The organism is Streptomyces sp. NBC_01451 (assembly GCF_036227485.1).
Classification (GTDB): domain Bacteria; phylum Actinomycetota; class Actinomycetes; order Streptomycetales; family Streptomycetaceae; genus Streptomyces.
The window spans coordinates 7,502,858-7,522,654 of record NZ_CP109479.1 but is presented as its reverse complement, the minus strand read 5'-3'; the positions used below and the strand labels follow the sequence as shown (position 1 = coordinate 7,522,654).

At 69.5% G+C, this 19,797-nt stretch carries 16 protein-coding genes; 7 read left to right on the top strand and 9 right to left on the bottom strand.

Features of this window, described 5'->3' with window-relative positions; genetic code table 11:
- Positions 1–54 precede the first annotated feature (54 nt).
- A complete protein-coding gene (gene uvrA, locus OG595_RS33100; RefSeq protein WP_329278438.1) occupies positions 55–3,045 on the bottom strand; it encodes an excinuclease ABC subunit UvrA in 2,991 nt (996 codons plus the stop codon).
- Positions 3,046–3,268: 223 nt separating this feature from the next.
- Here uvrA and OG595_RS33095 point away from each other — a divergent pair, with 223 nt between their 5' ends.
- The 5 genes from OG595_RS33095 (at position 3,269) to OG595_RS33075 (ending at position 7,528) form a co-directional block, all read left to right on the top strand.
- Positions 3,269–3,955 (top strand): maleylpyruvate isomerase family mycothiol-dependent enzyme, encoded by a 687-nt coding sequence (locus tag OG595_RS33095; protein ID WP_329278436.1) that lies wholly within the window; start codon positions 3,269–3,271, stop codon positions 3,953–3,955.
- A gap of 30 nt (positions 3,956–3,985) precedes the next feature.
- Positions 3,986–4,642 carry an MBL fold metallo-hydrolase gene (locus OG595_RS33090; RefSeq protein WP_329278434.1) on the top strand — a complete coding sequence of 219 codons (657 nt, stop codon included), beginning with the start codon at positions 3,986–3,988 and terminating at the stop codon, positions 4,640–4,642.
- Between the two features lie 317 nt (positions 4,643–4,959).
- Positions 4,960–5,841 carry an ABC transporter substrate-binding protein gene (locus OG595_RS33085; RefSeq protein ID WP_329278432.1) on the top strand — a complete coding sequence of 294 codons (882 nt, stop codon included), beginning with the start codon at positions 4,960–4,962 and terminating at the stop codon, positions 5,839–5,841.
- A complete protein-coding gene (locus tag OG595_RS33080) occupies positions 5,838–6,746 on the top strand; it encodes an amino acid ABC transporter permease (protein WP_329278430.1) in 909 nt (302 codons plus the stop codon). Before OG595_RS33085 ends, OG595_RS33080 begins: the two co-directional genes overlap by 4 nt.
- A 53-nt stretch (positions 6,747–6,799) precedes the next feature.
- On the top strand, positions 6,800–7,528 hold the full coding sequence (locus OG595_RS33075) for an amino acid ABC transporter ATP-binding protein (protein ID WP_329283420.1): 729 nt from the start codon (positions 6,800–6,802) through the stop codon (positions 7,526–7,528).
- A 13-nt stretch (positions 7,529–7,541) separates the two neighbouring features.
- On the opposite strand, the gene aroQ is transcribed toward OG595_RS33075, so the two are convergent.
- Complete coding sequence (gene aroQ, locus OG595_RS33070; RefSeq protein WP_329278428.1) at positions 7,542–8,015, bottom strand: type II 3-dehydroquinate dehydratase; 474 nt, start codon at positions 8,013–8,015, stop codon at positions 7,542–7,544.
- 102 nt (positions 8,016–8,117) lie between these two features.
- Here aroQ and OG595_RS33065 point away from each other — a divergent pair, with 102 nt between their 5' ends.
- Together OG595_RS33065 and OG595_RS33060 are read left to right on the top strand one after the other, a co-directional pair.
- Entirely contained in the window at positions 8,118–9,164 is a 1,047-nt protein-coding gene (locus tag OG595_RS33065; RefSeq protein WP_329278427.1) for a S66 family peptidase, read from the top strand.
- 59 nt (positions 9,165–9,223) lie between these two features.
- Positions 9,224–10,552, top strand: coding sequence for an MFS transporter (locus tag OG595_RS33060; RefSeq protein WP_329278424.1), 1,329 nt, complete (start codon positions 9,224–9,226; stop codon positions 10,550–10,552).
- On the opposite strand, the gene OG595_RS33055 is transcribed toward OG595_RS33060, so the two are convergent.
- The 7 genes from OG595_RS33055 to OG595_RS33025 all read right to left on the bottom strand — a co-directional run bounded on the left by OG595_RS33055 (position 10,542) and on the right by OG595_RS33025 (position 19,634).
- Positions 10,542–11,642, bottom strand: a complete 1,101-nt coding sequence (locus OG595_RS33055; RefSeq protein ID WP_329278422.1) for a calcium:proton antiporter — start codon at positions 11,640–11,642, stop codon at positions 10,542–10,544. The genes OG595_RS33060 and OG595_RS33055 overlap by 11 nt on opposite strands.
- 295 nt (positions 11,643–11,937) lie before the next feature.
- Positions 11,938–12,252 (bottom strand): hypothetical protein, encoded by a 315-nt coding sequence (locus tag OG595_RS33050; protein WP_329278421.1) that lies wholly within the window; start codon positions 12,250–12,252, stop codon positions 11,938–11,940.
- A gap of 126 nt (positions 12,253–12,378) precedes the next feature.
- On the bottom strand, positions 12,379–13,380 hold the full coding sequence (locus OG595_RS33045) for a TerC/Alx family metal homeostasis membrane protein (protein WP_329278419.1): 1,002 nt from the start codon (positions 13,378–13,380) through the stop codon (positions 12,379–12,381).
- Positions 13,381–13,665: 285 nt separating this feature from the next.
- Positions 13,666–15,726 carry a TerD family protein gene (locus OG595_RS33040; protein ID WP_329278417.1) on the bottom strand — a complete coding sequence of 687 codons (2,061 nt, stop codon included), beginning with the start codon at positions 15,724–15,726 and terminating at the stop codon, positions 13,666–13,668.
- Between the two features lie 52 nt (positions 15,727–15,778).
- Positions 15,779–16,345: a TerD family protein gene (locus OG595_RS33035; protein WP_329283418.1), complete on the bottom strand. Its 567-nt coding sequence runs from the start codon at positions 16,343–16,345 to the stop codon at positions 15,779–15,781.
- 247 nt (positions 16,346–16,592) lie between these two features.
- Positions 16,593–18,728, bottom strand: coding sequence for an excinuclease ABC subunit UvrB (uvrB, locus tag OG595_RS33030; RefSeq protein ID WP_329278415.1), 2,136 nt, complete (start codon positions 18,726–18,728; stop codon positions 16,593–16,595).
- A 39-nt stretch (positions 18,729–18,767) separates the two neighbouring features.
- On the bottom strand, positions 18,768–19,634 hold the full coding sequence (locus tag OG595_RS33025) for an MHYT domain-containing protein (RefSeq protein WP_329278413.1): 867 nt from the start codon (positions 19,632–19,634) through the stop codon (positions 18,768–18,770).
- Positions 19,635–19,797 lie beyond the last annotated feature (163 nt).

Below are 19,797 nucleotides of genomic sequence, written 5' to 3'. Positions count from 1 at the left end.
GGAGGGTTTCCGCGGGCCGCCGTCTTTGCCCTACTGTCCGAGCTCGTCTCCGGCTCAGGCCTTGCGGGCCCGAGTCGTCGTCTTCTTCACCGGAGCGGCCTTCTTCGTGGCTCCGGCCGTCTTCGTCGCCGCCGGCCTGGCCGCCACCGCCTTCTTGGCGGGCGCCTTGCGCGGTGCCTTCACCGAGGTGGCGTCACTGACCCGCTCGGCGCCCAGGATCTCGCGCAGGAACTTGCCGGTGTGGCTGGTGGCGACTCCGGCGATCTCCTCGGGCGTGCCCTCGGCGACGACGAGACCACCGCCGGCGCCTCCCTCGGGGCCCATGTCGACGACCCAGTCGGCGGTCTTGATGACGTCGAGGTTGTGCTCGATGACGATGACCGTGTTGCCCTTGTCGACCAGCCCGGAGAGAACCTTGAGGAGCTTGCTGATGTCCTCGAAGTGCAGACCGGTGGTCGGCTCGTCCAGGACGTACACCGTGCGGCCGGTGGAGCGCTTCTGGAGTTCGCTGGCGAGCTTCACCCGCTGGGCCTCGCCGCCGGACAGGGTCGTCGCGGACTGGCCCAGCCGGACATAGCCGAGGCCGACGTCGTGCAGCGTGTTGAGGTGGCGGGCGATCGCCGGCACGGCCTCGAAGAAGTGACAGGCTTCCTCGATCGGCATGTTCAGGATGTCGGCGATGGACTTGCCCTTGTAGTGGACCTCCAGGGTCTCCCGGTTGTAGCGGGCGCCGTGGCAGACCTCGCACGGGACGTACACGTCCGGGAGGAAGTTCATCTCGATCTTGATGGTGCCGTCGCCCGCGCAGTTCTCGCAGCGTCCGCCCTTGACGTTGAAGGAGAAGCGGCCGGGCAGATAGCCCCGCACCTTCGCCTCGACGGTCTCCGCGAACAGCCTGCGGACGTGGTCGAAGACACCGGTGTACGTCGCCGGGTTCGACCGCGGGGTGCGGCCGATGGGCGACTGGTCGACGTGCACGACCTTGTCGACGAGGTCGTCGCCGTCCACGCGCGTGTGGCGGCCGGGCACACTGCGGGCGCCGTTCAGTTCGCGGGCGAGGTGCGTATACAGGATGTCGTTGACCAGCGTCGACTTGCCGGAGCCGGACACCCCCGTGACGGCCGTGAGGACACCCAGCGGGAACGACACGTCGATGTCCTGCAGGTTGTTCTCCCGGGCCCCGTGCACGGTGAGCCGGCGGGAGGGGTCCAGCGGGCGCCGGATGCCGGGCAGCGGGATGGCCTTCCTGCCGGACAGGTACTGCCCGGTCATCGACTCCTCGTTGGCGAGCAGTTCCTTCAGGGAGCCGCTGTGCACGACCTTGCCGCCGTGCTCGCCCGCGCCGGGGCCGATGTCGACGATCCAGTCGGCGACCTTGATGGTGTCCTCGTCGTGCTCGACGACGATGAGCGTGTTGCCCATGTCCCGCAGCCGGACCAGGGTCTCGATCAGCCGGTGGTTGTCGCGCTGGTGCAGACCGATGGAGGGTTCGTCGAGGACGTAGAGGACACCGACGAGTCCGGAGCCGATCTGGGTCGCGAGGCGGATGCGCTGGGCCTCGCCGCCGGACAGGGTGCCGGCCGCGCGGTTCAGCGAGAGGTAGTCGAGGCCGACGTCGACCAGGAACTTCAGTCGTTCGTTGACCTCCTTGAGCACCCGCTCGGCGATCTTCTTGTCGCGGTCGTCGAGCTTCAGCTCGGCCAGGAAGTCCGCGCAGTCGCTGATCGACATCGCGGCGACCTCGGCGATGGACCTCTCCATGACCGTGACCGCGAGGACGATCGGCTTGAGGCGGGTGCCCTCGCAGGTGGGGCAGGGCACCTCGCGCATGTAGCCCTCGAAGCGCTCCCGGCTGGCGTCGCTCTCGGACTCGCTGTGCCGCCGCTTCACGAACGGAACGGCGCCCTCGAAGGGCGTGGTGTACACGCGCTCCCTGCCGTACCGGTTGCGGTAGCGGACCTCGATCTGGGTTTTGTGGCCGTGCAGGAGCGCCTTCCTGGCGCGCTGCGGGAGGCCCGCGAAGGGAATGTCCGTACGGAATCCCAGCGCGTCCGCGAGAGCGGTGATGAGGCGGCTGAAGTAGTCCTTGGTGTGGCCGTGCGACCAGGGGTGGATGGCGCCCTCGTCGAGGGACTTGTCCTCGTCCGGGACGATCAGCTCGGGGTCGACCTCCATGCGCGTGCCGATGCCCGAGCAGTCGGGGCAGGCGCCGAAGGGCGAGTTGAAGGAGAAGGAGCGGGGCTCCAGTTCCTCGAAGGACAGGTCGTCGTACGGGCAGTACAGGTGCTCCGAGTACATGCGCTCGCGCTCGGGGTCGTCCTCGGGGAGGTCGACGAAGTCGAGCACGACCATGCCGCCGGCGAGTCCGAGGGCGGTCTCCACGGAGTCGGTGAGACGGCGCTTGGCGGTGTCCTTGACCGTGAGGCGGTCGATGACCACCTCGATGGTGTGCTTCTCCTGCTTCTTCAGCGTGGGCGGGTCGGACAGCTGGATCGTCTCGCCGTCCACCCGCGCGCGGGAGTAGCCCTTGGTCTGGAGGTCCGCGAACAGGTCGACGAACTCGCCCTTGCGTTCCCGTACCAGCGGCGACAGCACCTGGAAGCGGCTGCCCTCCGGCAGCTCCAGGACCCTGTCGACGATGGCCTGCGGCGACTGACGGGAGATGGGGCGACGGCACTCGGGACAGTGCGGCTTGCCGATGCGCGCGAAGAGGAGACGCAGGTAGTCGTAGACCTCGGTGATGGTGCCCACCGTCGAGCGCGGGTTGCGCGAGGTCGACTTCTGGTCGATCGAGACGGCCGGGGAGAGGCCCTCGATGAAGTCGACGTCCGGCTTGTCCATCTGGCCGAGGAACTGGCGGGCGTACGACGAGAGCGACTCGACGTAGCGGCGCTGGCCCTCGGCGAAGATCGTGTCGAAGGCCAGGGAGGACTTGCCCGACCCGGAAAGGCCCGTGAAGACGATGAGCGAGTCGCGCGGGAGGTCGAGCGAGACATTCTTGAGATTGTGCTCGCGCGCGCCACGGACGATGAGACGGTCGGCCACGCCGGTCCGCACCTTTCTTGGGAGAAGTGACAGGGGCGGGGCCCCCGTGCTTTCTCAGACTAGGGGGAGCCACTGACAACGCCGGTCGGATTCCTGGGGTGGTAACAATCCCCGGCCATCCAGCATGCCCGACGCCGCACTCGACCATATAGCACGCACATTCGATTTGCGGGCCTGGTCCACCGGCTTCACCCGAACGTGTGGCGGGGCTATCGTCGGCCCCATGGCCGATCATGAGCGCGACCTGGCATCTGTACGCGACGCGACGGAACGACTGCTCACCGCAGCCGCGAAATTGAACAACGATTCGGTGGCCGAACCGTCACGGCTGCCGGGCTGGACCCGCGGACACGTCCTCGCCCACATCGCCCGCAACGCGGACGCCCTCGTGAACGTCCTCGAAGGACGTCCCATGTACGCCTCCGGGGAGGCCCGGGACGCCGGCATCGAGCGGGACGCCCCGCGCCCCCTGGACGTACAGCTCTCGGACGTGGGCGAGAGCGCGGCCCGCTTCCAGGAGGCGGGGGCCGTGCCCGCGGACTGGTCGCGCACGGTGGAGCTGCGCAACGGGGTCACCGACATCGCCTCCCGGGTGCCGTTCCGCCGCTGGGCCGAGGTCGAACTGCACCACGTGGACCTGGGGATCGGGTACGAGCTCGAAGACCTCCCCGCGGAGTTCACGGAGCGGGAGATCACGTTTTTGGCCGACCGGTTCACCGGCCACCCCGAGGTGCCGCGAACCGTGCTCACGGACGGCACGCACGCGTGGAGCACCGGAAGCGAGGCGGGCGGACCCGAGGTCACGGTCACCGGACCGGCACCCGAGCTGCTGGGGTGGCTCTCCGGCCGCCGCGACGGAGCGCGACTCGACGTCCCGGGAGGCACCCCGCCCGCACTGCCCCCGCTCTAGGGTCACCGGCGTCGCTATAGGCTGAACGTCATGACGTACAGCGGAGCGGTGAAGGTCGGCGGCCCTGCCGATGTGCACGAGTTGCCCGACCTGATGATCACCAAGGTCGCGGTGGGCCCGATGAACAACAACGCCTATCTGCTGCGCTGCCGGGCCACGGACGAGCAGTTGCTGATCGACGCGGCGAACGACGCCCATACGCTGATCACACTGATCGGTGACGACGGCATCGCGTCGGTCGTCACCACCCACCAGCACGGGGACCACTGGCAGGCGCTCGCGGAGGTCGTGGAAGCCACCGGTGCCCGTACGTACGCGGGTCGGGACGACGCGGAGGGCATCCCCGTGCCGACCGATGTGCCGGTCGACGACGGGGACACGATCCGTGTCGGGCACGTGGAACTCACCGCGCGCCACCTGGTCGGGCACACACCGGGCTCGATCGCGCTCGTCTACGACGACCCGCACGGGCATCCGCACGTGTTCACCGGGGACTGCCTCTTCCCCGGCGGCGTGGGCAACACACGCAAGGACCCGGAGGCCTTCGCCAGCCTGATCCGCGACGTGGAGACGAAGATCTTCGCCCCGCTCCCGGACGAGAGCTGGGTCTATCCGGGCCACGGCAACGACACCACCCTGGGTGCGGAGCGGCCCCACCTGCCGGAGTGGCACGCGCGGGGCTGGTGAGCCGGCCGGCGGAGACCGCCCACCTGGGGTGGTGAACTCCCCCTGCGGCGCGCCCAGTTGTCGGCCGCGCGCCCCGTGTGAAACGAACACACGCGCCGGGAGTACGCACGCGCTCCCGGCGTGCGCGCTGGCGTAGTCCACTGAAGGCAGCCCCGCGCAGGATGACGGCTCCTGGGCGGCACGGGCCGCCGACCTGTCGATCCCCGCCCTCGGTCGGCGGCCCCGGCGTTCACAAGAACGCAACACACGTTCCCATTATGCGGACAATTCCGCGTGTGACCTGGACAAATGGCGCGGTCCGCTGTCACTCTCCCGCCATGCACCTTGCCCCTTACATGCTGCGCCGCGCCCTCTCCGCCGCCACTGTCGCCCTGCTCGCCACCGCCGTCGGCTGTGCCCCGCAGCCCGAGGAGAGCGCCGCCAAACCGACCGGGACGGCCGGAGCCACCTGTGCCAAGGGCAAGTTGGCCACCCAGACCTCGGGCAAGCTGACGATCGCCACCGACGAGCCGGCGTACGAGCCCTGGTTCAAGGACGGCAAGCCCGCCAACGGTGAGGGCTTCGAGTCGGCGGTCGCGTACGCGGTGGCGCGGCAGCTCGGCTACGACAAGGCGAACGTCGTGTGGCAGAGCGTGCCCTTCAACAAGGCGTTCGCGCCCGGGGCGAAGACCTTCGACTTCGACATCAACCAGGTGTCGATCAGTGCCGAGCGCAAGAAGGCCGTGGACTTCTCGTCCGGCTACTACGACGTGCGCCAGGCCGTCATCGCGCTCAAGACCTCCAAGGCCGCGAAGGCGACGAGCATCGCGGACCTCAAGGGCCTCAAGCTGGGCGCCCAGGTCGGCACCACCAGCCTCGACTACATCGACGACGTGGTGAAGCCGACCCAGGAGCCGGCCGCGTACGCGAAGAACGACCAGGCCAAGTCCGCGCTGCAGAACGGCCAGGTGGACGCCATCGTCGTCGACCTGCCGACCGCCTTCTACATCACCGCCGCCGAGGTGACCGACGCGAAGATCGTCGGGCAGTTCGAGAACCAGGGCGGCACGCCGGAGCAGTTCGGGCTCGTGCTCGACAAGGGCAGCGCGCTCACCTCGTGCGTGACGACCGCGGTGGACACCCTGCGCGAGGACGGGACGCTCGCCTCGATCGAGAAGCAGTGGCTGTCGGACGCCGTCGACGCCCCGGTGCTCAAGTGACCGCAGTGAAGGAGGAGTCCGGGCAGGAGGACCCGGGCCACATGGCGGACCGGGGCGACGGTTACGTCCCCTCGCAGCGGCGGATCGACCGGGAGCGGTACAAGCGCACCCGCGCGCGCCGCGCCACGTCGATCGCCGCGCTGTCCACCCTCGTCACCGGGGTCGTCCTGTATCTGGTCGTGGTGAGCGCGCCGGGCTGGCCGCGCACCAGGGAGACGTTCTTCAACGGGCAGTACGCGCGCGAGGCGTTCCCGAAGGTCCTCGAAGGCCTGTGGCTCAACGTACGGCTGCTGCTGATCTGCGGTGTCGCGGTGCTCGTCCTCGGCATGCTGATCGCCATCGCACGCACCCTGCGCGGCCCGGTGTTCTTCCCGCTGCGCGCGCTGGCCGCCGCGTACACGGACTTCTTCCGCGGCCTCCCGCTGATCATCAACCTGATGATCGTCGTGCTGGGTGTCCCGGCGCTGCGACTCCAGGGCATCACCGTGGACCCGGTGCTCCTCGGCGGTACGGCGCTGACGCTGACGTACTCGGCGTACGTGGCCGAGGTGTTCCGGGCCGGCATCGAGTCCGTGCACCCGTCGCAACGGGCGGCGGCGCGCTCGCTCGGGCTGACCAACCGGCAGGCGCTGCGGTACGTCGTGCTGCCCCAGGCGGTACGGCGCCAGGTGCCACCGCTGCTGAACGACCTGGTGTCGCTGCAGAAGGACACCGGGCTCGTGTCGATCGGCGGCGCGGTCGACGCCGTACGCGCCGCCGACATCATCGTGGGCCGCAGCCTCAACTACACGCCGTACATCGTCGCGGGACTGGTCTTCGTCGCGCTGACCATCCCGATGACCCGCTTCACGGACTGGGTGACGGCTCGGATGGACCGGCAGCGGGCGCAGGGAGGAACACTGTGAGCGGCATCCCCGACAGCTCGTCCGTCTCCTCCCCCACCTCCCCCGTGCTCCGTATGGAGTCCGTGCGCAAGACCTTCGGTGACACCGTCGTCCTGCGGGACGTCGATCTGGAGGTCGCCCCGCACACGGTGACCGCCCTGATCGGCGCGTCCGGCTCGGGCAAGTCCACGCTGCTGCGGTGCGCGAACCTGCTGGAGGACATCGACGACGGCGCGATCTGGCTGGACGGCGAGGAGATCACCGACCCGCGGACCGACCAGGACGCCGTGCGCCGCCGGATCGGCGTGGTCTTCCAGGCGTACAACCTCTTCCCGCACATGACCGTCCTGGAGAACATCACCCTCGCCCCGCGCCGGGTGCACGGCGTGGACCGGGCGGAGGCCGAGCGGTACGGTCGTGAGCTGCTGGAGCGGCTCGGGCTCGGCGCGAAGGCGGGCGAGTACCCGGACCGGCTGAGCGGCGGCCAGCAGCAGCGGGCCGCGATCGTCCGCGCGCTGGCCGTGCGCCCCCGGCTGCTGCTCCTCGACGAGATCACCGCTGCCCTCGACCCGGAACTCGTGGGCGAGGTCCTCGCCGTCGTCCGGGACCTGAAGGGTGAGGGCATGACGATGGTCCTGGCCACCCACGAGATGGGCTTCGCCCGCGATGTCGCGGACCAGGTCTGCTTCCTCGAAGGCGGCGTGGTCCTGGAACGTGGCACGGCCGAGCAGGTGTTCGGCGATCCGCAGCAGGAGCGCACCCGGCAGTTCCTGCGGCGGATCGTGGAGGCGGGACGGCTGTAGGGGCGGTCGTACGTCACGCCTCCGCGGTCGCCGCGCCCACCAGCGCGGCGACCCGCTCCACCCCGAACACGTACCCCTGCACACCGCACCCCGCGATGACGCCGTCGGCGCGCAGGGAGACGTACGAGTGGTGTCGGAACGTCTCGCGCTGGTGGATGTTGGAGATGTGGACCTCCAGCACCGGCATGCCGTCGCAGGTGTTGAGCGCGTCAAGGATCGCGACGGACGTGTGGGAGTAGGCGCCGGGGTTGATGACGATGCCGACGTGGCTGAGGCGTGCCTCCTGGATCCAGTCGACCAGCTCACCCTCGTGGTTGGACTGGCGGAAGTCCACCGTGCCGCCGTGCCCGGCCGCCGCCTTGGCGCACAGGGCCTCGACGTCGGCGAGGGTGTCGGAGCCGTAGATCTCCGGCTGGCGCTGGCCCAGGAGGTTCAGGTTGGGGCCGTTCAGGATCATGATCGGGGCGTTGGCGAGGGTGCGGGGCACGGTTCCTCCGGTCCGTTCGGGGGTGACGGCCCGTCGAGGACCGCTGCTCAGCCCCGGTTTATCACGGTGCGCCGACAGCGGGGTCGCCCGTACGCTCCCGGCATGACGACCCCCGCCTATCCCCCCAAGCCCTCGCCCGGCGACCGCATCGCCGTCATCTCGCCGGGCGCCGGACTGCCCGGGCTCTTTCCGCGCCCGCACGAACTGGGGCTGGAGCGGCTGCGCAAGGAGTTCGGGCTCGAACCGGTCGAGTATCCGGCGACCCGGAAGATGGGGTCGACGCCGCAGGAGCGGGCCGACGACATCCACGCGGCCTTCGCCGACCCGGACGTCAAGGCGGTCATCGCGACGATCGGCGGCGACGACCAGATCACCGTGCTGCCCTTTCTGGACCGGGAGTTGATCCGGGCGAACCCGAAGCCGTTCTTCGGGATGAGCGACAACACGAACCTGCTGGCGTACCTGTACAACACCGGGATCGTCGGCTTCCACGGCGCGACCGTGATGACGGCGCTCGGGCGTCCCGTGGCCATGGAACCGCTGACCGCGGAGTCACTGCGGGCCGCCCTGTTCACCTCGGGCGAGTACGAACTGCGGCCCGCCGAGCGCTGGAACGACGTCAACCGCGACTGGGCCGACCCCGCGACCTTCGACAGCGAACCGGAGACCCGTCCCGGCACCGGCTGGACCTGGCAGAACGCCGACCGCGTGGTGGAGGGCCGTGCTTGGGGCGGCTGCCTGGAGATCCTCGGCTGGCTGCTGATGGCCGACCGCGAGATCTCCCACGATCTGACGGAGTACGACGGCGGAGTGCTGCTCCTGGAGACCTCGGAGGAACTGCCGAGCGGCGAGGAGGTCTTCCGCACCCTGCGCAACATGGGCGAACGCGGACTGCTCCAGCGCTTCTCCGCGCTGCTGATGGCCCGCGCGAAGACCTGGTCCTTCGAGCGCCCCAACAGCCCTGAGGAGGGAGCCCGTTACGCCGCCGAACAGCGCGAGGCGGTCCGGCGCGCGCTGGGCGCCTACGCTCCCGGTCTGATGACCGTCTTCGACGTGGACTTCGGGCACACGGATCCGCAACTCGTCCTCCCTTATGGAGGGTCGATACGGGTGGACGGCCCCGCCCGGCGCATCACCGTGACGTACTGATCCCGGCCGTCCCCCGCGCGCCCCCGTAACGCGCGGTCACCGTGGGTGGTTGACGCGGCATGCACGACGTACGCACGGCAAGGGCACCTTCCATGGTGCGGCTGGCCGCCGCCTCCCTCGCGGGGACGGCCATCGAGTTCTACGACTTCTTCGTCTACGGCACCGCCGCCGCACTGGTTCTGGGGCCGCTGTTCTTCCCGACGTTCTCACCGGTGGCCGGGACACTGGCCGCCTTCGGGACGTTCGGTGTGGGGTTCGTCGCCCGGCCGCTGGGGGCGATGCTGTTCGGGCACATCGGGGACCGGCGCGGGCGGCGGCCGGTCCTGGTCGTCTCGCTGCTTCTGACCGGTGCGTCGACGGTCGCGGTCGGCTGCGTACCGACCTACGAGTCGATCGGCACGGCCGCTCCCGTTCTCCTCCTGGTGCTGCGCTTTCTGCAGGGGCTCGGGCTCGGCGGGGAGTGGGGCGGTGCGGTCCTGCTGACCGCCGAGCACGCGCCCGCCGAACGGCGCGCCCTGTGGTCGAGCTTTCCGCAGATCGGCCCCGCGGTGGGCTTCCTGCTCGCCAATGGCGTGATGCTGGCGCTGTCGGCGTCCCTCACGGAGGCGCAGTTCGCCTCGTGGGGGTGGCGGGTGCCGTTCTGGGCGGCCGGGGTGCTCGCCGTGGCGGGGCTGTGGCTGCGCTCGTCGCTCACCGAGAGCCCGGGTTTCCTGGAAATCGACGACCACGCGCGCGTGCCGCTGGCCGAGGTGGTGCGCGACCACTGGCGGCTGGTCCTGCTGACGGCGGGCGCGCTCACCGTCGGATACGCGGTGTTCTACGCGGTGACGACCTGGTCCCTCGCCTACGGGACCGAACGGCTCGGTGCCAGCCGGACCGTCATGCTGGCCTGCATCATGGCCGCGGTGGTGGTCAAGGGCGCCCTGACACCTGTGATGGCACTCCTGGGTGACCGTTACGGTCGCCGGCCTCTGTGCCTGACCGGGTGTGCCGTCGCCGCCCTGTGGATGTGCCCGATGGTCGCGCTGCTGTCGACCGGCGAACCCTTGCTGATGTTTCTCGGCTTCCTGGTGGCGATGATCGCGTTCGTCACGATGTTCGCGGTGATCGGCGCGTATCTGCCGGAGCTGTACGAGCCCCGCGTACGGTGCACGGGCGCCGCGGTCGGCTACAACCTCGGCGGGGTTCTCGGCGGCGCGCTCACGCCGATCGTGGCGACGGCGCTCGCCGGGCACGGCGGCCGGATCCCCTGGGGCGTGGGCGCCTATCTGACGGGGATCGCGCTGTTCAGCCTGGGCTGCTTCGCGCTGCTGCCGGAGACCCGGCCGGTGCCCCGCCTCGCCGCCGTACCGGCCACGGAGCGTCCCGCGGCGGTGGTCAGGGGTTGATCGCCAACTCCAGGTAGGCGGCGAACAGCACCAGATGCACTCCTCCCTGGAGCGGTGTGGCCCGCCCGGGCACCACCGTCAGCGAGCCGACAACCACGGTCAGGGCGAGCAACACCATGTGGGTGGCACCGAGGCCGAGGACCAGCGGCCCGGAGAGCCAGACGGACGCCAGGGCCACGGCGGGGATGGTCAGACCGATGCTGGCCATCGCGGATCCGAGGGCGAGGTTCAGGCTGGTCTGCACCCGGTCGCGGCGGGCGGAACGCAGCGCGGCGATGGTCTCCGGAAGCAGCACGAGCAGGGCGATGACCACACCGACGACGGCATGCGGCAGGTCGGCTGCCTCCACCCCGGACTCGATGGTGGGCGACACTCCCTTGGCGAGGCCGACCACGCCGATCAGCGCCAGGCCCAGCAGCCCCAGGCTGATCCGGACGTCGCGGGCGGTCGGGAGTTCCGCGTGGGCGTCCGCGGTGATGACCTCGCCCTGCCGGGTGACCGGCAGGAAGTAGTCGCGGTGCCGCACGGTCTGGGTCGCCACGAACAGGCCGTAGAGGATCAGTGAGGCGAGCGCGGCGAAGGTGAGCTGGGCGGTGGAGAACTCCGGGCCCGGCTTGCTCGTGGTGAACGTCGGCAGCACCAGGCTGAGCGTGGCCAGCGTCGCGACCGTCGCGAGGGCGGCACCGGTGCCCTCCGGGTTGAAGACGGCGGTCCCATGACGGATCGAGGCGGTGAGCAGGCTCAGTCCGACGATGCCGTTGCACGTGATCATGACGGCCGCGAAGACGGTGTCCCTTGCCAGGGTGGAACTCTTGTCCCCGCCGTCCGCCATCAGCGTGACGATCAGGGCGACCTCGATGATCGTGACGGCGACGGCCAGCACGAGCGAGCCGAAGGGTTCACCGACTCGGTGGGCGATGACCTCGGCGTGATGCACGGCGGCCAGCACGGCTCCCGCGAGGACCAGAGTCACCAGCGCGACGATCACGCCGGGAAGATCTCGTCCCCACGTGAACACCAGCAGGACGACCGCGGCCACCGGCACGACAGCCGTCCACCGCGTCACGAGCGACCGCAACGGGACGATCATTCAGCGATCCTCGCAGACGGGCACGGGCCGCGCATGCCCGCGCCTGTCCGCGCACGCTCCCTCACTCCGACCCCACAGACGGTCCTCCACACTGCGCTGTCCCTTGCCCTTCACGATCTTCCCCGGCTTCGACCTGCTGCCCCGAAATCCCGGGGGCACACTCCCCTCCCCGGGCCTTCACACCGGCCTCCCGCACCGGTTCGGCGGCCCCGGGGCCCGCAGCGGCACGGGTCCGCCGTCTGCCGCTGCGGAACCCCGTGCCGCTCTCCGCCGGGCGGCCCCGGCTCCGATACCGCTACTTCAGCTCGGTCATCTCCCGTACGTCGCAGTCGGTGAAGGACGGCGGCCTCGTACACATCGAGGCCAGTTGCTCCGCCATCCTGCTCGTCTCCGGGTCGTCGCTGTTGCGCATGGCCTCGTCGTACGACTCGAACTCGATCATCACCAGGAACCGGTTGGGCTGGTTCCTGTCCTGCAGAACGAGGCGGTGCGTGGGTCCGCCGGCACGGCCGGCGAGGCGCTTGTCGGTCTCCTCGACCAGCGCCCTCATCTCCTCCATCCGGTCGGTCTCGATGTCGATGATCTGGACGAACTTCGTCGTTGTGTCCACGGTGCCTCCACCCGGCCGCGGCGTCCCCGGCCAGGGACGCTCACCACCCAACGAAGCACCGGGAACGGTGCTCGGCAATTCGCCGCGCCCCGCTCCCGACGGTGGTTGTTCCTACGTCCGACGTGGTCAGGCGCCGATGCTGTCCTTCGGAGCGCCTTCGCTCTCCTTCTGCGCCGCCTCGGCCGCCTCCTGCTTCCTGGAGGCGATCAGGCTGGTCACCGTGGTGATCACCAGGACCCCGCAGATCACGCCGAGGGAGACAGGTATGGAGATCTCCGGGACGTGGACGCCGGACTCGTGCAGCGCGTGCAGCACCAGCTTGACGCCGATGAAGCCGAGGATGACCGACAGGCCGTACGAGAGGTGGACGAGCTTCCTCAGCAGGCCGCCGATGAGGAAGTACAGCTGACGCAGTCCCATCAGGGCGAACGCGTTGGCGGTGAAGACGATGTACGGGTCCTGGGTCAGGCCGAAGATCGCCGGGATCGAGTCGAGGGCGAACAGGACGTCCGTGGTACCGATCGCGAGCATCACGACCAGCATCGGCGTCATGATCCGCTTGCCGTTCTCCTCGATCCACAGCTTGGTGCCGTGGTATCGGTCGGCCACGCCGAACCGCTTCTCGGCGGCCTTGAGCAGCTTGTTCTCCTCGAACTCCTCGTCCTCGTCGTCGGCGCGGGCCTCCTGGATCAGCTTCCAGGCGGTCCAGATGAGGAAGGCGCCGAAGATGTAGAACACCCACGCGAAGCTCGCGAGGATCGCGGCGCCGGCGGCGATGAATATCGCCCGCAGGACGAGCGCTATGAGGACCCCGACGAGGAGGACCCGCTGCTGGTACTGCGAGGGCACCGCGAACTTCGCCATGATCAGGACGAAGACGAAGAGGTTGTCGACGCTCAACGACTTCTCGGTGATGAAGCCCGCGAAGAACTCACCGGCGGGCTCACCGCCGCCGAAGACGAGCAGCCCCAGGCCGAAGAGCCCGGCCAGAGCGATCCAGACAACCGTCCAGATTCCGGCTTCCTTGATCGATACGTCGTGCGGCTTGCGCCCGATGAAGAAGTCCACCGCGATCAGAGCGGCGAGACCCACGATGGTCAGGACCCACAGGGCCACGGAAACATTCACTGCGCCTCCGGCAGTAGTAACGGCAAATTTCGGCGTCGTCGCTACCGGAGGTCTCTTCCACCCGCGACAGCCGGACTCCTTCACGCGCCCGGACGCCTGCGGGCCGACGCCCCGGGATCTGGATTGATCCGTATTGACGGGTACGCCGCAGCAGGTAGGGAGTACTCCCCTCCGTGGGGCAAACAGTACCCCAATCACCAAGGAAAGGTAAAGAGATTAGTAAAAGAAGAACCAAATCCGCAGGTCAGATGACTTTACGGATACTTGGTGAAGTTCCCGCGGGTGTCAGCGGTTCCATGAGCGGCGGGCCTCCGCGACCTGGCTGAGCACCTGCTGGAGCACCTGGCTGCCGCGCGGGACGACCGACGGCTCATACGTCCACGCGTGGCCGACCCACGGGTCGGCAAGGTGGTCGTCGGGTACCGGAGTGAGTCGCATGAGCGAACGCCAGAGGGGGTCGAGCAACGGTCCGTAGGCCGCCGCGTCCTCGCGGTCGGCGATCATCATCAGGTGGACGCCGACGGACGGCCCCTCGTCCGCGAGATAGCGCAGCTGGGTCACCGCCCGGTCGTCGAAACCGTGCGGGAAGTCGTTGACGATCAACAACTGCTGAGCAGTGTCGAGGTCGGGCGGCAGCGAGTCGGCCGCGCCGCCGCGCACCGCCATCTGCACCAGGTCCACACGCTGGGTCAGCCGGCTCAGGACGTCCGCGACACCGGCGGCCCCGGCGGCGGGCGGACCCGCGAGCACACCGGTCCGCACCAGCGGCGCGAGAGCAGTGGCGCCCGCGCCCGCCGGGTCGATGACGTGCACGGCGAATTCGCCCGCCGGATGGACGGCGAGCAACCGGGCGGCGTGCGTGACCGCCGTGTCCACGGCGAGCCGCCGCAGTTCGTCGGAGTCGAGGAGCGAGCCGTCGAGGGACTCACCGCCGCTGTCGATCCACAGGCCGCGCTCCAGCGGCAGCCGGACGAGCATCGGAATGCTCAGTTCGGAGCTCTCGGGCAGCCGCAGGTCGCCCAGCCGGAGCGCCATGGGCATCTCCATCGGTACGCGGTAGCCGTGCCAGACAGGGTTGTCCCAGCGTGCGTAGGACAAGGGCAGCGCGGGCTCGACGACCTCGGCCTCGGCGGTCAGCTGGGAGAGGTCGCGGTCGAGGGCGGCGCGCGCCTGGTCGACGAGCTGGGCCTGCTTGGCGCGGGCCGCTTCCCGGGCGGCTTCGCCCCGGCCGCCGACCCGGCTGCGGGGATCGGCCAGTGCCATGTCGATCTCTTTCTCAAGGCGCGAGTCGGCGAAGTCCACGGCGCTGCGGTACGCGGCGACGGAGCGCGCCAGGTCCTCGAACATGCCCCAGACCTGGTTGTAGAGCCGCTCGTCCATGGACCACCCGGTGGCGTCCCCCGCGACCGGCCGCGCCGCCTGTCCGGACCCGGCCGGGGGTGCGGTCGGCGGGGCCGGGGGTGGAGCGGCGGTACGGCGGTTGGGATGGCTGTAGTCGATCGGCGATCCGGGGCCAGGGGCGGACGGCTGCGGGGTGCCAGGGGGGTCAGCCTGCGCCGGGGTGTTCTGCGGGTCCTGGACCTCGTACGGCGACGCGGGCTGAGCGGAGCCGGTGCCCTGGCCGCCCTGAACCACTGAGCCCGCCTGCTGCTCCGGTGCGCCGGGAGTCGGGGTGTCCTGCGGCCCCTGAGCGGCGTACGGAGAGGTGGATTGGGCGGTTGCGGGAGACGACGCGGTCCGGCGGGTGCGGTCGCCGTCGGGTGTGCGGGGCGGCGGAGGTGCCACCGAGCGGGAGTGGGACCGGGACACCGCCTCGTTGATGGTGTCCGCGAGTTGCCGGGCCTCGGGCAGGCCCTGGTCGGTGAGGAGTTCGGCGAGGCCGCCCGCATACCCCTGGCCGATGGCGCGCACCTTCCAGGCGTCCTGCCTGCGGTAGAGCTCCAGGGCGACCACGGCCGACTCGGTTTCCAGGCCCGTGATCGTGTAACTGGCGGCCTCGGCGCCGTCGAGGCCGGTGACGGCGGCGACGGGTGCCGCTACGGCGCCGAAGCGCACCGGGCCGCCCACACCGGACGGCAGTGCGATCAGCACGCTGATCCGGTGCACGGACTCCGGCATGGCGCCCAGGTCCACGGCGAGCCGGTGGTCGGCCGCCGCCTGTCTGGAGACCTCCAGGCCGGGGAGCGTGGGAGCACCGGGGTGGGCCACCCACTCGACGCCGAGGATCCTGCCCTGCTCGTCGCCGACCGTGGCCCCGGCCACGATCGGCGTGCCGGCCGAGATCCGCACTTCGAGGCGGACCTGGGAGAGTGGATGGTTCTGCCCCCGGATCAGCTCGGCCGTCATCGCCCTCGTCCCCCTGTGTCGTTCAGTTGTTCCGTGGGCCGCCCGGGCCCGGCTACAGGTGCGGCAGGATCGCCGGCATCAGGTCCTGGAAGGTGCGGCCGTTGGCAGGCGTGCCGATGGCGGTCATCTGCCATCCCGCGCCGGCGCGGTGCACCTTGGCCATGATCTGGGCTGTGTACTGGCCGCCACCGTCCAGTGTGTAGCGGGCGAGTTCGTCACCGTTGGTCTCGTCGACCAGACGGCAGAACGCGTTCTGCACCTCCTGGAAGGTCTGGCCCGTGAACGAGTTCACGGTGAAGACGATCTGGTCGATGTGGACCGGCACACGCGGCAGGTCGACGAGGATCGCCTCGTCGTCACCACCCTGGCCGACCCCGCCGACGAGGTTGTCACCGGTGTGCCGCACCGAGCCGTCGTCGCTCACCAGATGACGGAAGAACACGACATCGACGGGCTGCTTGTCGGCGAACAGCACCGCGGAGGCGTCGAGGTCGATCTCCCGCGTACGCGAGCCGAACAGGCCGCGCCGGGGAGCCGCCTGCCAACCGAGGCCCATGCGCACCGCGGTCAGGGTGCCCCCGTCGTTCTTCTGCAGGCTGATGGCCTGACCCTTGGTCAGATTGACGCTGCCACTGGGCGTTCCGCCCTTGGATACGTCCACCACGCGCTGTCCCCTCTCGAGCCGTCCCCTGTTTCCGCGGGGTCCGCGGATGACCTGAACCCTACGCAGTGGCACTGACAGTGCCGAAGCCTCGGGCGCACTTTGTGTCGGTGTTGCAACACTGCGCGTACGACGCAGCTCACGTACCCCGGGCGGGGTGCCGGTCCGGTGCGACGGCCGGCACCCCGCGTGCCCGGTGCGGCGGTCAGGCGATGCCCGCCTCCTTCATCTGCCGCAGTTCCTTCTTCATCTCCGACACCTCGTCGCGCAGCCGGGCTGCGACCTCGAACTGCAGGTCGGCCGCAGCGGCGCGCATCCGTGCCGTCATCTCCTCGATCTGGTCGGCGAGTTCGGCCGCGGGACGGTCCGTCGGCACCGTCTCCCCGGCCCTGCCCCTGCCGGCCCGGGTTCCCTTGGCCGCCTTGCCGAGCGCGGGCACCGGGGCCTTGGCGGCCCTGCCGTCCTTCGACTTGCGGTAGCCCGAGCCGAGGAGCTCTTCCGTGTCGACATCCTCGCGGGCGATCTGAGCGACGATGTCGTTGATCTTCTTGCGGAGCGGCTGCGGGTCGATGCCCCTCTCGGTGTTGTACGCGACCTGCTTCTCCCGGCGGCGGTTGGTCTCCTCGATGGCCTTCTCCATCGCCGGGGTGATCCGGTCCGCGTACATGTGGACCTGGCCGGACACATTGCGCGCCGCGCGGCCGATGGTCTGGATCAGGGAGGTCCCGGACCGCAGGAAGCCCTCCTTGTCGGCGTCGAGGATCGACACCAGGGACACCTCGGGCAGGTCGAGGCCCTCCCGGAGGAGGTTGATGCCGACCAGGACGTCGAACTCGCCTGCGCGCAGTTCGCGCAGCAGCTCGATCCGGCGCAGGGTGTCGACGTCACTGTGCAGGTAGCGGACCTGGATGCCGAGTTCCAGGAAGTAGTCGGTGAGGTCCTCGGCCATCTTCTTGGTGAGTGTGGTGACCAGGACACGCTCGTCCTTCTCGGCGCGCGTGCGGATCTCGTGCACCAGGTCGTCGATCTGGCCCTCGGTGGGCTTGACGACGACCTCGGGGTCGATGAGGCCGGTGGGGCGGATGATCTGCTCGACGAAGCCGTCACCACGAGAGAGCTCGTACTTGCCGGGGGTCGCCGACAGGTAGACGGTCTGTCCGATGCGCTTCTGGAACTCCTCCCACTTCAGGGGGCGGTTGTCCAGTGCGGAGGGCAGCCGGAAGCCGTGGTCGACGAGCGTGCGCTTGCGGGACGCGTCGCCCTCGTACATGGCGCCGATCTGGGGGACCGTGTTGTGCGATTCGTCGATGACGAGCAGGAAGTCGTCCGGGAAGTAGTCGATCAGGGTGTTCGGCGGGGAGCCGGGGAGGCGGCCGTCGAAGTGCATCGAGTAGTTCTCGACTCCGGAGCACGAACCGATCTGGCGGAGCATCTCGAGGTCGTACGTCGTCCGCATCCGCAGGCGCTGGGCCTCCAGGAGCTTGTTCTGCTTCTCCAGTTCGGCGAGACGGTCGCCGAGTTCCTTCTCGATGTCGTTGACGGCCCGCGCCATGCGCTCCGGTCCCGCCACGTAGTGCGTGGCCGGGAAGACGTACATGTGTTCGTCTTCGCTGATGATCTCGCCGGTGAGCGGGTGGAGGGTGGAGAGGGCCTCGATCTCGTCGCCGAACATCTCGATGCGTACGGCCAGCTCCTCGTAGACCGGGAAGATCTCGATGGTGTCGCCGCGCACGCGGAACGTGCCGCGGGTGAAGGCCAGGTCGTTGCGCGTGTACTGGATGTCGACGAAGCGGCGCAGCAGCTGGTCCCGGTCGATCTCCTCGCCGACCTTGAGGGGGACCATCCGGTCCACGTACTCCTGCGGGGTGCCGAGGCCGTAGATGCAGGACACGGAGGCGACCACGATGACGTCCCGCCGAGTGAGCAGCGAGTTGGTCGCGGAGTGGCGCAGGCGTTCGACCTCCTCGTTGATCGAGGAGTCCTTCTCGATGTAGGTGTCCGACTGGGGGACGTATGCCTCGGGCTGGTAGTAGTCGTAGTACGAGACGAAGTACTCGACGGCGTTGTTCGGGAGGAGTTCCCGGAACTCGTTCGCCAGCTGGGCGGCCAGGGTCTTGTTCGGCGCCATGACGAGCGTGGGGCGCTGAAGCTTCTCGATCATCCACGCGGTGGTCGCGGACTTGCCGGTGCCGGTCGCGCCGAGGAGCACGACGTCCTTCTCACCCGCTTCGATGCGCCGAGTCAGCTCGGCGATGGCCGCCGGCTGGTCACCGCTCGGCTGGTAGGGGCTGACGACCTCGAAGGGCGCCACCGTGCGTTCGATCTTGGAAACAGGCCGCATGCATCCACCGTACGACCCCCCACTGACAACGGGTCCTGATCACCGGTTCTGCGGGGTGCGGGAACCGCGGTGCTCGTGCCGCTGGCCGGGGCGCAGCGGGGGGCGTCGGCCGGGGTACGGGACCGGTGGGTGGGCCGGGATGCCGGGCTTGTTGTCGGCCGGGCGGCCTCCGGGCTTGCCCATGACCATCAGCGGGTCGAACAGCACCACGACACCGGCCAGCAGGAGGAAGGCCAGCGGGCCGATCATCAGGGGGGCGAGCAGGGTCGCGGGCGAGTCGCCGTCCGGGCTCCCGGACGCGGAGTGGAGGTGGACCCGCAGGGCGGCCATGCCCGTGTAGTGCATGCCGCTGACGGCGAGTCCCATGACGAGACTGGCGCCCACGCTCCACAGGAAACCGCGGATCTGCCCGGCCGCCCACAGGGCGGCGGTGGCGGCCACGACGGCTATCACGACCGAGGCGGAGACGGTGAAGGTGTTGTACTCCAGCTTCCCGTTGAGGCGCATTCCGGCCATGCCCAGGTAGTGCATGGAGGCGATGCCGAGGCCCGTGATGGTGCCCCCGGTGAACAGTGCCGTTCCGCTCGCGCCCCGGTAGCCGACGATGAAGATCCCGACGCCGACCATGAGGATGGCGACGCCCAGGCTGGCGAAGGTCAGCCACATGTCGTAGTTGATCGGGGTCTCCTTGACGGTGAACCCCATCATCGCGACGAAGTGCATCGTCCATATGCCGGAGCCGATCGCGGCCGAGCCGAGCGCCAGCCAGCCCGGTCGCCAGGACCCGGTGACCAGCATCGATCTCGTGGTGCAGCGCAGGCCCAGCGCGCCGCCCAGGCAGGCCATGAGGTAAGCCACCAGCGGAGTGACGAGTCCGTAGCTGAATCCGTCGACCGTGCCCTGCATGTGCGGCTGCCCTTCCGCCCTGTTGCATCCCGGAATTCCCCGAAATAATCCCCTGCCCCAGGACCGGCCGGCGGCCAGGGGCGTGGCAGAGAGTATGACTGGCTCCGGAGGGGTCGAACGATTTTCCGGCAAAGAAACACGACCTTGCCCCACTTGTGCGGCA

Bases quoted from the DNA above. Each gene is read 5' to 3' on its own strand.
- OG595_RS33065 (WP_329278427.1), top strand. From the start codon at position 8,118: ATGACGACCCCCGCCTATCCCCCCAAGCCCTCGCCCGGCGACCGCATC.
- OG595_RS33055 (WP_329278422.1), bottom strand. From the start codon at position 11,642: ATGATCGTCCCGTTGCGGTCGCTCGTGACGCGGTGGACGGCTGTCGTG.
- OG595_RS33075 (WP_329283420.1), top strand. From the start codon at position 6,800: ATGGAGTCCGTGCGCAAGACCTTCGGTGACACCGTCGTCCTGCGGGAC.
- OG595_RS33090 (WP_329278434.1), top strand. From the start codon at position 3,986: ATGACGTACAGCGGAGCGGTGAAGGTCGGCGGCCCTGCCGATGTGCAC.
- uvrB (WP_329278415.1), bottom strand. From the start codon at position 18,728: ATGCGGCCTGTTTCCAAGATCGAACGCACGGTGGCGCCCTTCGAGGTC.
- OG595_RS33085 (WP_329278432.1), top strand. From the start codon at position 4,960: ATGCACCTTGCCCCTTACATGCTGCGCCGCGCCCTCTCCGCCGCCACT.
- OG595_RS33095 (WP_329278436.1), top strand. From the start codon at position 3,269: ATGGCCGATCATGAGCGCGACCTGGCATCTGTACGCGACGCGACGGAA.
- OG595_RS33040 (WP_329278417.1), bottom strand. From the start codon at position 15,726: ATGACGGCCGAGCTGATCCGGGGGCAGAACCATCCACTCTCCCAGGTC.
- OG595_RS33060 (WP_329278424.1), top strand. From the start codon at position 9,224: ATGCACGACGTACGCACGGCAAGGGCACCTTCCATGGTGCGGCTGGCC.
- OG595_RS33025 (WP_329278413.1), bottom strand. From the start codon at position 19,634: ATGCAGGGCACGGTCGACGGATTCAGCTACGGACTCGTCACTCCGCTG.